11 protein-coding genes are annotated in these 13,903 nt (G+C 41.5%); 2 read left to right on the forward strand and 9 right to left on the reverse strand.

Annotation, left to right across the window (positions count from 1 at the left end):
* Positions 1–281: 281 nt before the first annotated feature.
* Both AC0SAP_RS04365 and AC0SAP_RS04370 read left to right on the forward strand, forming a co-directional pair.
* Positions 282–2,642 (forward strand): Tex family protein, encoded by a 2,361-nt coding sequence (locus tag AC0SAP_RS04365; protein WP_473383123.1) that lies wholly within the window; start codon positions 282–284, stop codon positions 2,640–2,642.
* A 304-nt stretch (positions 2,643–2,946) separates the two neighbouring features.
* Positions 2,947–3,363, forward strand: a complete 417-nt coding sequence (locus AC0SAP_RS04370; RefSeq protein ID WP_286481264.1) for a hypothetical protein — start codon at positions 2,947–2,949, stop codon at positions 3,361–3,363.
* 227 nt (positions 3,364–3,590) lie between these two features.
* Here AC0SAP_RS04370 and der read toward each other — a convergent pair whose 3' ends face one another.
* From der to AC0SAP_RS04415, 9 genes are all read right to left on the reverse strand, one after another.
* Entirely contained in the window at positions 3,591–4,991 is a 1,401-nt protein-coding gene (gene der / locus AC0SAP_RS04375) for a ribosome biogenesis GTPase Der (protein WP_473383124.1), read from the reverse strand.
* 42 nt (positions 4,992–5,033) lie between these two features.
* Positions 5,034–6,179, reverse strand: a complete 1,146-nt coding sequence (locus tag AC0SAP_RS04380; protein ID WP_473383125.1) for an outer membrane protein assembly factor BamB family protein — start codon at positions 6,177–6,179, stop codon at positions 5,034–5,036.
* A 27-nt stretch (positions 6,180–6,206) separates the two neighbouring features.
* On the reverse strand, positions 6,207–6,827 hold the full coding sequence (locus AC0SAP_RS04385) for a YfgM family protein (protein WP_286481268.1): 621 nt from the start codon (positions 6,825–6,827) through the stop codon (positions 6,207–6,209).
* 99 nt (positions 6,828–6,926) lie between these two features.
* Positions 6,927–8,210, reverse strand: coding sequence for a histidine--tRNA ligase (gene hisS, locus AC0SAP_RS04390; RefSeq protein ID WP_286481270.1), 1,284 nt, complete (start codon positions 8,208–8,210; stop codon positions 6,927–6,929).
* A 19-nt stretch (positions 8,211–8,229) separates the two neighbouring features.
* Positions 8,230–9,693: a helix-turn-helix domain-containing protein gene (locus AC0SAP_RS04395; RefSeq protein ID WP_473383127.1), complete on the reverse strand. Its 1,464-nt coding sequence runs from the start codon at positions 9,691–9,693 to the stop codon at positions 8,230–8,232.
* A gap of 99 nt (positions 9,694–9,792) precedes the next feature.
* Positions 9,793–10,533 (reverse strand): tetratricopeptide repeat protein, encoded by a 741-nt coding sequence (locus tag AC0SAP_RS04400; protein WP_473383129.1) that lies wholly within the window; start codon positions 10,531–10,533, stop codon positions 9,793–9,795.
* 459 nt (positions 10,534–10,992) lie between these two features.
* Positions 10,993–12,135, reverse strand: coding sequence for a dual-specificity RNA methyltransferase RlmN (gene rlmN, locus AC0SAP_RS04405; RefSeq protein WP_473383130.1), 1,143 nt, complete (start codon positions 12,133–12,135; stop codon positions 10,993–10,995).
* Positions 12,136–12,240: 105 nt separating this feature from the next.
* Complete coding sequence (ndk, locus tag AC0SAP_RS04410) at positions 12,241–12,678, reverse strand: nucleoside-diphosphate kinase (protein WP_094566781.1); 438 nt, start codon at positions 12,676–12,678, stop codon at positions 12,241–12,243.
* Between the two features lie 76 nt (positions 12,679–12,754).
* Positions 12,755–13,762: an ABC transporter substrate-binding protein gene (locus AC0SAP_RS04415; protein ID WP_473383131.1), complete on the reverse strand. Its 1,008-nt coding sequence runs from the start codon at positions 13,760–13,762 to the stop codon at positions 12,755–12,757.
* Positions 13,763–13,903: the final 141 nt, after the last annotated feature.

Consider the following 13,903-nt stretch of genomic DNA (forward strand, 5'->3'; position numbering starts at 1 on the left):
TTGAGTAATATCAGAAGTAATGTCAGAGTCTCTCCTTATTACATCTACAATCCTATTAGAGCGCATAATAAGTGCAACAATCTATCCAATCTTAATCAACTATTGATGATCCACGATTGACCCAATATTGATCCAATATTGATTCAATATTGATATAAGATAATGATGTCTAACAATTACTCGAATCTTTACTTTAAACGTAAAGCGATACGCTCCTAGTGGTAAATCACGATATAATAGAGCTCTTTTTCATTACTTTTGAGCAGAAGGAGTTCTTGTTAATGACGATTCAGGCAGATATGCAAGCCCATTTCGCAGCACTACCCACCATTATCGCCACCGATATCAATGCTAAAGAGGCACAGGTATCAGCCGCGATTAAGCTACTTGATGAGGGTGCAACGGTTCCCTTTATTGCCCGTTATCGTAAAGAGGTTACAGGCGGCTTAGATGATACACAGCTACGTAATCTTGAAGAGCGTTTAATCTACCTTCGCGAGCTCAATGCGAGAAGAGAGACCATCCTCAACTCCATTTTAGAGCAGAATAAATTGAGTGATGATCTTCGCAAAAAGATCAACGATGCCGAGACTAAAATGGCACTTGAAGATCTCTATCTTCCCTATCGCCCTAAGCGAAGAAACCGCGCACAGATTGCCATTGAAGCCGGCATTGAGCCCTTAGCAGATCAACTTCTTACCTTAAATAATGATTCCGACCTCGATATTGAAGCGCTCGCTACGCCCTATCTCAATCCTGATCATGGTTTTGCCGATCATAAAGCGGTCCTCGATGGTGCTCGTTTTATTCTCATTGAAAGAATCTCTGAAAATGCTGAACTTCTAGGAGAACTTCGTCACTATCTCTGGAAAGAGGGAGAGCTTCATGCGCAAGTTCAAGCTGGAAAAGAGGAGCTTGGGAACAACTATAAAGATTACTTTCAGTTTCAAGAACCGATTCATAAAATTCCTTCTCATCGGGCTTTAGCACTTCTTCGAGGAAGAAATGAAGATATTTTACAGCTCAACCTCAAACTGCCGGAATTACTAGAAGAGGTGCCCCTTCAAATAATCACCGATCAATTAGCGCTCACTGCACCACATCCTTGGCTTAAAGAGACAATCCGCCTTAGCTGGAGAGCCAAATTACATCTCTCCCTCTCTTTAGAATTGATCAACCAGATGCGTGAAGCGGCAGAGACAGAAGCGATTGCCGTTTTTGCGCGTAATTTAAAAGATCTTCTCCTCGCCTCTCCTGCCGGAGAGAAAGCGATTTTAGGAATCGATCCCGGCCTTCGGACAGGATGTAAAGTCGCTGTTGTTGATCGCACTGGGAAATTATTAGAAACTGCGACGATCTATCCACATGCACCCCACAATCGCTGGGCTCAATCCTTAGAGATACTCGCACAGCTTGTCACAAAATATAATCCTCAACTGATCTCTATCGGCAATGGTACGGCATCGCGCGAAACAGATAAATTAGCAGCTGAGCTCTGCAAGCAATTTCCTAAGCTCAATAAAGTGGTCACAAGTGAAGCTGGTGCATCGGTCTACTCAGCATCTGAAACTGCAGCAAAAGAGTTCCCCGATCTTGATGTCTCTCTACGTGGAGCAGTTTCGATCGCTAGACGTCTCCAAGATCCCCTTGCCGAATTAGTTAAGATCGAACCCAAAGCGATCGGTGTTGGGCAATATCAGCATGATGTTAATCAAGTACAGCTCAATCGCATGCTCGAAAGTGTTGTGGAAGATTGTGTTAACGCCGTCGGTGTTGATGCGAATACAGCATCCACAGAGCTTCTTGCAAAAGTATCCGGTCTCAATAGCACCACTGCGTACAATATTGTCGCTTATCGTGATGAGAATGGTCCTTTCAAAAATCGCGCTCAACTCAAAAAAGTTCCCCGCTTAGGCCCCAAAACATTTGAACTTGCCGCCGGATTTCTACGGATTAGAGGAGATCATCCCCTCGATATCTCCGCAGTTCACCCTGAAGCTTATCCTGTCGTAGAGAGAATTCTCCAAAAAAGTGGTAAAAAATTGGAAGAGATTATTGGTAATAGTACTTTTCTTAAGGGGCTTAATCCTCAAGATTATGTCTGTGAAAAATTTGGTCTTCCCACTGTTGAGGATATCTTAGCAGAGCTTGAAAAGCCGGGACGCGATCCTCGTCCTGAATTTATTACCGCTCAATTTAGAGAAGATGTCTCTGAACTGAAAGATCTCAAACCAGGAATGAAATTGGAAGGCGTTGTGACCAACGTGGCAAACTTTGGTGCCTTTGTTGATATTGGAGTCCACCAAGATGGATTGGTTCATATCAGTGCGTTAGCAGATCGTTTTGTTAAAGATCCCCATGAAGTGGTCAAAGTGGGGGATGTTGTTGAGGTAAAAGTATTAGAGGTTGATATTCCAAGAAAACGAATTGGACTCTCGATGCGGATGAATGATCCACTTCCACAAGGGGAGAATCACACTTCTGATACTGATGCCCACCGAACAAGTCACTCACGAGAAAATAGCGCAAGAAATCATCAAGGAAGCAGAAATCGCAACAGAGATCGTGATTCACAAAATAGAGGCAGATCAATCAGCAATAATCCTTTTGCCGATGCTTTAAAATCTCTGAAAAAACGTTGATCAATAGCCGTTAATCAATAACCGTTAATCAACGGCTGTTAATTAACAGTTGATAACAAAAGATATATTAAAAGCATCGAGTAATGGATATATCTATAAAGAGATCACACAAGAGAGAAGATCACCTTAGTGAGGTGATCTTTTTTTCTTAGTGCTCTTCTTTCTTAATAGTAAGTATTTCACTGATCACAATAAACGGTGACTCAATTCATTTTCGCACCCGGCAGATATCTCCTATTCCACAAATCTATCATTCACTTCTGCTATAATCTGCTCTTAGCTCCAATCTCCTTTAAGGCTTATGATGTTTCATAGATTAAAAATTTTATTACGCACATCCATAGTGGGATTGACTCTTCTAGTTGCAGCATGTACTCCCTCCCACTCTCCTGAAGAGAGTATTCAACTCTTCTATGAATCCCTCAACCAGCAGAATTATCCCGAGCTTCTCTCCCTTTTCAATATTGAAGAGAAACTAAAAGATCCTGAAGCAGAGGCAGAAGCGTATGAAATTCTAACAATTATTTTCACCGATCTTGCACTCAATATTCAAGAAAAGGGGGGAATTAATAAAATTGAGTATCATACCATCGAATATAACAGTGAAAAGGATCGGGCTATTGTTCGCTATACCCTCTATTACAATGATGGCGATTATCAATTCGATACACTCGTACTCACAAAAGATCATACGGGATTTTGGCAATTAACAATTGGATAAGTGATCACCATTTAGCTCACTACGCAGTAAAGCACACAAATGAAAAAGGTCATAACATTTAACGTTATGACCTTTTTAATGATAAATAATGATAGATAATGATAAATTCTATAATAATGAGGTTAAGCAAAAATCTTAATAAGAGATGGAGATTCACGAATCGATCCATTTTCTCTTCTGACTTCTCTTCTAGCTTCTCTTATCCTGCTTCTATTATATTATTTCTATTATTTCTCTTTTGCTCGCTCTAATTTGCGTTTACGCTTCGCACTTCCACGAATCTCTGTGGTTTTTCCTGGACGATTTGCATAAGGGTTCTCATTAGTACGATAGAGGATACGAACTGGGGTTCCGACAATCTCAAGCTGCTCACGGAACATATTGCTAAGATAACGAGTGTAGCTATCTTTAACATATTGAGTCCGATTACCGTGAATAATGATCTTCAATGGATTTTTGCCTCCTTGATGCGCATAACGCAACTTCGGTGCATATCCTTTATCCATCGGTGGCTGATGCGCATGAACAGCATACTCTAAAATATTAGAGAGCTCATTTGTAGAGAATTCACGCATCGATTGATCAAATACCTCGATCGCTTGACGGATCACTTGACGTACTCCCTGTCCTTTCAGCGCAGAGATAAAGAGCGGCTCCGTAAAATCGATAAAAGCAAAACGTCTCGCAAAATCTTGTTGAACCCAACTCTTCTCATCTTCATCGAGCGAATCCCATTTATTAACCGCAAGAACAAGCGCTTTACCAGCTTCTAGAACAGCCCCTAAAAGGGTCGCATCTTGATCCGATAATCCCTCTTTAGCATCAAAGACAAAGACGATAACATTCGCTTTCTCAAGAGCATCTAAGCTCTTGAGAACGCTAAACTTCTCGATCATATCAGTGACACGACTACGGCGACGAATCCCCGCAGTATCGATGAGAATAAATTCTCGATCATAAGCTGTGAATGGAATTTCAATACTATCTCGCGTTGTTCCCGGCACATCAGAGGCTAAAACACGCTCTTCTCCCACCATCTGATTAATGAGAGTCGATTTCCCGGCATTAGGACGACCGAAGACCGCCAAACGGATAATATCATCTTGAATCTCTTCAGAGACAACAGCCTCAGGAAATTCAATCTCCTCATAAGCGCGATGAAGTAACTCATATAAACCTTGATTATGGGAGGCCGAAATAGCAATAGGCTCCCCTAAACCTAATGAGTAAAACTCACCGACAATCACTTCAGGTAAAATACCCTCAGCCTTATTAACAACAACAATGACCGGCTTTCCCATTCTCCGAAGGCGATCTGCGATCTGCTCATCAAAAGCCGTAACACCTGCCCGACCATCAACAATAAAGAAGATAAGATCTGCTTCTTCAGTAGCAATCCAGACCTGTTCTGCAATGAGATTATCCATCTGATTGTCATCACCTGATAATCCACCGGTATCCAATACATTATAGGGACGATCACCTACTCGCCCTTCACCATATTGGCGATCACGAGTTAAACCAGGTTGATCGGCAACTAACGCATCTCTTGTTCGCGTTAATGCATTAAAAATTGTCGATTTTCCTACATTGGGACGCCCTACTAGCGCAATAAGTGGTTGTGACATCCTTTCCCTTATACTAATTAATATCGAATCAAAATATCGTATTTATATCGAAACTTTATAAAGTGTACCTGAGTAATCGAGCAGATAGACACTGCCATCGATCTCTCTAATATCCCATAAAAACCCTGTTGACCCTACTTTTGTAGTGCCTTGAAGTATTCCTGTTGTTGCATCAATAACATGGACATATCCTTCAAAATCACCTACAACAATACGATTTCGCATGATCACAGGCTTCGTTAAATTGCGCCCTCTTAAATCGAGGTTTTGCCACACTGATGCTCCATTTTGAGCATTCAATGCTTGCATTGTACTATCTCTCTCTACAGAGATCACACTCTCACCGGTATAAGCAAGTCCCGCATAGACGCCTTTACCTGCTTGCCATAACTTACGGCCATCATGCGTTAAAGCTGTAACACCTGCTAAATATTGTCCCACAAAGATCCGCTGTGGCGAGACAATAATCGCGGCGTCAACATCTCGCAATCCCCCCATATAGCTACCATTTTGAGGCTGACTAAGAACTCTACTCCAGATCTCAGCTCCTGTTTCGGCATTAATTAAAGAGAGTGTACCCGTATCGCCGGCAATTAAGATATTACCATTGAGGAATGTCGGAGGCGCTGCACCTCGAACAGAGAACTCTGAGCGTGGGAAGAGGTAAGCCCACTCCTCACTACCATCTTGCAGATTAAATGACTCTACCGCACCAAAGAGGGTTCGTACAATCGCTAATTGACCATTTCCGACAGGAGGAACAGCAGGAACACCTAACAGTTTTTGATGCCAAACTTGTGCACCATTGGAAGCCGAAAGTGCCTCTATATACCCATCTTGCGTTCCGACTAAGAGAATGCCTTGACTATAACTAATTCCGGTATAGAGAGGAGATTGCGTCTTAACTTCCCATCGCTTTTGTCCATTATGGCGATCGATAGCAGTCACAACCCCTTTTTGTCCGGCGATATAGAGTGTACCTAAACCATCATCGGCAATATAGAAGCGAAGATTACTCTCTTTTGGGGTTTGGCTACCTGTTTTAATCTGCCAATTCTGGCTCACTAAAGTTGCCGGCACTGTTAAATCCAACTCGGTGGGTGGCGTCAAGTTACTTTTACCACGAAGACCGCCGGCACAGCCAGCAATCACTAATGATATGATCAAGGTTGTAATGATTTTTTTCATATTGCTTAGAGTCCTATCGAGGATTGATTATTGAGCACTTAAAAGATGCAATTTATCACGCGCATCATCAGGAACAACTTCGCTACTGAGTGCCTCTTCATAAGCGATCTTCGCATCTTCTATCTCACCTAATGCGCTATAGATATCACCCTCTAATACTTTTCGTAAACCTAAAAACTCTGATGATTGAATCTCTTTTAGCGTCACTAACGCCTGCTGATCCTCTCCTTGATCAAATTGAACAATCGCAAGACGATAATTGATCAGATCTTTTAAACCAGGATCATTAAGATCTACTGTCAAAGCTGATTTTAATAATTTTTCCGCTCCTTGGTAATCACCGGCACCATGCGCCTCTTTGGCTAAAAGAAGTGCTGAGAAGATCTGATAAACCCCCTCATTTTCACTAATAAGTGCTGCACTCTTCCCTAGATCTACAGGCTCATTATCATAAGTTGTTAAAAAGGTATCATAACGATCAAAAGCCTCATTGAGCTTCTGCACCTTATGATGCTTATAATATTCCACGCCACCGATGGAAGCGACCACAACTACCACTAAAAGAAGGAGGTAGCCCGCATTTCTCTTGAGCCAATCGATCAGTACTTCTGCACGTTGCTCATCTGTTTCATATTGATTTAAAGCCATTCAATCTAAACCTTTTGATCTAAAATTAGAAATCACTCTAGTTTACTTCAATTATTTGAATAGGTTAACATCTAATCCTATCTACTCTATATTACCGACTTAGCGCTCTGCTAACTTAGCACGGAGAAATGTCGCTAACTCTGTTCGAGCAATCTCTTCTTGCGCCCCATTCTCTCTGAGATCTTTTAAGATCACAATATCTTGCTCTAACTCATTTTCACCCATGATTAAAGCATATTTTGCCCCTGAGCGGTCTGCCTTTTTCATCTGAGACTTCATACTACCACCACCTAGGTTCGTGATAATTTCTGCATTCTCAATCTCATTTCGCAAAGACTCGACTATTGCGAGCCCTTGAAGGGTCGCCTGCTCTCCAAGAAAGATCGTCGTTAAAAGTGGGGTCGACTCATTCGCTTCAACACCGCAAGCTTGGCAAAGAAGAATGAGACGTTCCATTCCCATACCAAAACCGATTGCCGGCGTTGAGCGTCCACCTAACTCCTCTACCATCTTGTCATAGCGCCCACCGCCACAAACCGTTCCTTGAGAACCGAGTTTTGTTGTCGTCCACTCAAAGACCGTACGTGTGTAGTAATCCATACCGCGAACGATTCTAGGATTAACAATATAAGGAATACCTAAAATATCGAGTTGCTGACAGAGCAGATCAAAATGTTCTTTTGATTCAGAATCTAGATGATCTAGTAGTTTAGGTGCTCCGGCAATAATCTCATTTAAATCAGGATTTTTTGAGTCTAAAATACGAAGAGGATTGGTATAGAGACGACGCTTACAATCTTCATCTAATTGATCCATGAAACCCTCAAAGTATTGGATCAATTTTTCACGATATTGAGCACGAGATTCCGCTGTTCCCATCGAGTTGATCTCAAGCTTTACCTCATCTGCAATGCCGAGTCGTTGCCAAAAGCGAGCTAACATCGCTAACATTTCAGCATCAACATCCGGTGTTTCAACCCCAAAAACCTCAACATCTGCTTGATGGAATTGACGATAGCGCCCTTTTTGAGGACGCTCATAACGGAATGCAGGTCCGATCTGCCACAATTTTTGCACCTGATTATAGAAGAGTCCATGCTGAATGCCGGCACGAACGATTCCCGCTGTCATCTCAGGGCGTAAAGAGAGACTCAAGCTTTCACTCTGGTCAGGAAATGTGTACATCTCTTTCTCAACAATATCGGTCACCTCACCAATTGAACGTGTAAAGAGACGGGTCTCTTCTAACATCGGTGTCCGAATTTCACAATAACCATACTCGGCAAAGAGTGAACGGAGATGTCCTTCAATTGTCTGCCAATAACCAATTTCAGCAGGTAAGCAGTCGTGCATTCCACGCAATGCATTAATTTTATTACTCATTACTATTTCCTAATGATATTTAAAGATATTGTCCTGAATTGAGCGAAAAACGGATCGATACAGCCTCTTCAGTTAAGGGCTTATAATGATACTCTGGAATCGGCGCTCCATTTACCATTATTCTATCAATAACTGCCGGATTCCCTAAATATATCTCAAAAACCCCTTGCCCTTCTAACTGATACTGATCACCTCGTTTCAGTACCTTGTTGGCAATCTGGCGCCCCTTCTCATCCTCAACCCCTAAAGTTGTAATATCTTGTGCCACAATTGTGATGATCGCTTTCTCTTCTAAAAGGGTCTGTAGAGTGCTAATTGAGGCCTCTTTTTCTGCTTGCAGTAGGAGATTCTGCTTAAGAGCGCCTAATAGATTATCACTGACATCATCTGCCACAACAAGAGCATTGAGAGCTCCCTCCTCTTCTTTCAACGCTTGATACTCACGCTTCAACTTTAGAAGCTGTTTTTCAGCAACAATACGACTTAAAAGGGGATAGTAACCACTCTCCCGATCATAGAGAGAGAGCTTCTTAGATTGCAATGCCGCCAATTGCTCTTCAAAGCTTTTAGGAATGATAAGCCCTAATCGAACGCTATTGGGCGACTGATAGAGATAATCGATATGCTTTTCTGGAATTATAAATTGTGATGAGACCGTTTTTGAGCCCAAATCGATAAGTGGTAATTTATCATCGGTCAAGAGCGGGGCATAATTTCGAAGCGCTTTTCCTAAAACGGCATAATTTCCCGAGCGTTGATATCCCCCTCTTTTATTAGAAAGTTCTGGGAGCATCGCATCGATATTCAACTCACTTTGTAGATCTAACCTTACAAGATGGGCATTTTCTGGATCTTCTGAAAAGGCATCACTCTCTAAATGTAAAAGAGATTCTGTTCCATGAACCTCATTAACCATTAAATCTTGTTGTTGCTGTGTTGCATCGAGCAGAATCTCCTCAAAGCTCTTCTCTTCATAAGAGGTTAACTCCTTCTCTTTAAGATTATACTCAAGCTCTAAAGAGGGGAGTCGCTCATTAGGAAGAGAGACTGCTCCTTGCCCTTCAGTAGATAACTTCTCTCTAAAAGGAGAAGGAATCATACCACTCTGATAGAGATAGGCAAAGATCGCTAAGAGCACTAAAACAAAGAGAAGATAATACTTAAAATTATTGGAGCGCTTCTTCTCTTCCACCTCAAGCTTCACCTTTGAGGTTTCGTAAAAACCTTGACTCTTAGGATCTAAACCATCGGAAAGTGCCTCAACGCTTGCACTAAAATGGGGATCATCAACCCCTAAAAATTGAATATACTTTTTGAGGTAGTTTTTTGCATAAAGAAGCGCCCCAATTTCCCGATAATCACCACTCTCCATCGCCTCAACAAGCGCGGGTCTTAATGATAATACACGTGAAACTTGCTCTATTGATAAGCCCTTCTCTAATCGGATCTCTCTTAGCTTTGCGCCTAGTTCCTGTGCATTCATGCTTTCCTCTTCCTCATCTTTCATTAAAACGCCCTATCTGCAGATAAAAGCTATCAGTATAGCGCGCCTCTATTTCTATTTTGATGTCTCTATATGACACTATTTCGTCATCTGAAACTGCTCGACTAATATATTTTTATAGCGATCAATATCTGCTTGATTGCCCCTCTTTTCCGCTAAGATAAGCGCTAAGCGAACACTCTCTTCTGTATAACCATTGAGATCATTAAAATGAAAGATTGCGCTCTCGGCCGATTCATATTGTGCTAATTTATAGTCGAGCTTTGCTTTAATTAGATAGCTATCAGCATAATCGGTATCGAGTTGTAACGCTTTGTTAAGGGCATCTGTGGCTTGCTGATACTTCTCATTATCGAGATAACACCTTGCCGCCTCACTATATAGACGAGATTTTACCATCGTCTGATACTGATTCTTTGCCATAGAGATAATACCATCTCCCCCCGTGACATAACACATTAATACCCCATAATTTTTGATCGCCGTATCATAATTGGGATTTAATTGAATTGCTCGCAAAAAATAATCAGCCGCCAACGTCACTCTCCCTCGCCTTTCATGGATCACTCCTAACCCATTATAAGCATCGGGAAAGTTGGGATTGTCTATCACCAATCGCTCAAGCTTCTCCCGGGCGCTTTTATAATGTCCTGACTCGATATAGTAGAGACTCAACTCATACTGCTTCTGATCCGCTAAAGAGAGCGCCTCTTGATCGAGATAAGTTGTTAGCGCCCCCGATCCTCCTATATGAGCACACCCTATTACTCCAAAGGCGATCATTATTAATAATACGTTTTTTAACAACGCTCTTCTCAACAGCCGACTCCTTTCATCAATTTTCTATATCAGTCTCTCTTAGCGCAGAAAAGAGATCATGAAATAACACGGTAACTAGAGAACTAGATAACTAGAGAACTAGATAAAGTTAGGTCATGATTCTCAATATTATGAAATGTCAGCAATATCATAAGGCTTAAAATAGATGTCACGATCTCAATCGAGATCAGATGATTGATAAGTGGTGGGCCAATAATGACTAAAAAGAGAAGACGGGAAAAAATAGGAGAAAATAGAGAAATGATAGAAAAAAGAAATCGGTAGAGAGAGGGTGAGTGAGAACAAAAAAGAGCGTATCACAATGATAACGCTCTCTTTAAAAACTAACCTTACGGTAACGCTCCCGATGCCTTCCGATATCTTCCGATACTTCTTAATATCTATTGATAAGAAGCTTCATTGAGGAGAAGCGAACAAAAGATCTCAACTCTCGATCATCTATCCTTCAATCACTTCACTCTGACCGGTTCGTTTCGTACGATCTTTGACCTTCCCTGCTAATTGACCACATGCCGCAGCAACATCATCACCACGCGTCTTACGAGTCATCACAACAAGTCCATAACTCATGAGAATCGAACGGAAGCGATCGATCTGTTGACGTTCTGTTGTCTTATAATCAACACCATCAAAAGGATTGAAAGGAATTAAGTTTACTTTTCCGGGGATATTACGGATCAAACGCGCTAGCGCATGAGCATCTTCATCACGATCATTAATATCTCGTAAAAGAACATATTCCCACGTAATCTTCTTATTTGTGCCATCAATATAGTTACGGCATGCCGCTAAAAGCTCTTCAATAGGATACTTCTGATTGATTGGCACTAACTCATCTCTTAATGAATTATAGGGTGCATGCAGAGAGATCGCTAAAGCGACATCAATATCCTCTTTTAAACGGTAGAGTGCCGGCACAACGCCTGAAGTACTCAAGGTCACGCGTCGTTTTGAGAGCCCAAAACCGTAATCATCGAGCATAATATCCATCGCAGCTACCACATTACGATAATTTAGGAGTGGCTCCCCCATCCCCATAAAGACAATATTAGTCACTTTTCTAGGGGTAAAGTTATCGATCTCTTCAAAATCATTAAGCAGCAACTTTGCAATCATCAGTTGCCCAATAATCTCTTCCACTGCTAAATTTCGATTAAAGCCCTGCTTTCCAGTTGCGCAGAAAGAGCAATCGAGCGCACAACCCACCTGTGATGAAACACAGAGCGTTCCTCGATCATCTTCGGGAATATAGACCATCTCAATTGAGTTACCGGAATCTAAACGAATCAACCATTTTCGCGTTCCATCTTCTGATAGATGATCCATGATCACCTCAGGAAGTGATAATGATGTAATTCCTTTGAGCTTCTCTCGTGTCTTTTTTGAGATATCAGTCATCTCATCAATCGAACGTACCCCTTTATGATAGAGCCACTTCATTATTTGGGTCGCTCTATAGGGTTTCTCCCCGATTGAGAGGCAAAATTCTTTTAAGTCGGCAAAGGTCAAACTATAAAGATTAATCAGATCTGTTTGACGCTTCACATCTTCAACTTTTACTTCAATGTCAATATCTAACATAGATATTTAGAGTCCTTCTATTACTATCAATACGCCCGCAATATCGATAGCGTCTAAAAACACTGCCAATATTGCGGGTCGGTACTGTTCTTTAGTGCTTAGCGATTATGCACACACTTTAGGTGCTGCAACTGCGTTAGGACCAAAGAAGTATTCAATTTCTACTTTCGCTGTTTCAGGCGCATCTGAGCCGTGAACCGCATTCGCATCGATTGATTCTGCATAGTCATGACGAAGTGTACCTGCTAATGCATCTTTAGGATTTGTTGCACCCATAAGATCACGATGTTTAGCAATCACATCATCACCTTCTAATACAGAGATCACTACAGGACCTGAGATCATGAATTCAACTAAATCGTTGAAGAATGGACGCTCTTTGTGAACTGCGTAGAAGCCTTCAGCTTCTTCACGTGTTAAGTGAGTCATTTTTGCTGCAACAATTTTAAAACCTGCTGCTTCAAAACGTGAATAGATCGCACCTACTAAGTTTTTAGCAACTGCATCTGGCTTGATAATCGATAATGTCTGTTGTTTGCTCATAATTTACTCCTAAAATCAATAAATCGGTCGATAAAGCGGCTTAGTCTACCATATTTAGCAACTTTACACCCGAAATTTAATGAGTTGATACCGCTTGATCTTCGATCTCAATACCATAGACTAATTGTGCAAAAAGAGCCGCTAACTGCTTCATTGCAGAAACGGAAGGGATCTGTGTATAAAAGCCAAATATCTCATAAACATGATGATTCTTAACAGCATCTACACGGGAGAGAAACTCCCAACGAGGAGAGAGCTGTTTCACAACCAACTCATTGCGTGTTAAGGATGTATCATCAACCGCTCCATTAAGGATAAAGATCCATTCAGGATTAAGAATAGAGATCGCCTCTCGCGTTAACTCCGGCGCATTGAGCGATCCCAAATAGACATTGCGCATACCAAGTGTCTCCAACAGCTCTCCATGAAAACTACGACCTGCTGCTAATTTTGGCAAAATAGTTTCAGCATGATCACCATAATTGTAGAGTATCAACACACGAGGTTTCTCTTGATCAAATTCATCAAGAGGCGTTAAGGCCGCTAACTGATCTTTCAGCGTTTGAGAGTGAATCTCCATCTTCCCTTCACAATAGTGGCCAATCTCCTGCTTCGCAGCTTCAATCTCTTCAATGGTGTCGAGCGCATAGACACGATTTTTAACACCCAAAGTTGCTAATCGTTCCGATATGGGATTATTCACATTCCCCTCAAGAAAGACAATATCGGGCTTCAATGAGACCACTTTCTCAATATTGAGATCAAAGTAACCACCAATAATCTCACGCTTTTCTGTTGCCGGCAGACGATCATAACGTGTCGCCCCAACAATATGCTCCTCTAACTCCATCTCTACCAACATATCACTCAATGCCGGAGAGATAGAGACAATTCTTTGGCATTGCCGACTCTCACCTTTAGGGATGGTGAGTGTTGCAGCAAAGGTAGGAGCTAATAGCATGATAAGTAGAATGCCAACAACAACTAATTGGACAATATTGGCAATATAGCAAAAGCGGAGTTTGAGCCTTTGCAGAGATGCTTGTATGAGGGTTTGTATCACTAACGCAGCCTTATTATTCATAATGTAATCGATCCACACACTTTTGTAATGAGTTTATAAACTTATGAGCTAGTCAACTAATCAACCAGTCAACCAAGTCAACTTATAATTACATAAGTTCTCAAATTAGCCCATTAAAAAAGTGCTATTCCAATGCTGAAA

The sequence above is a fragment of the Ignatzschineria sp. PL_is040 genome, from assembly GCF_055813795.1.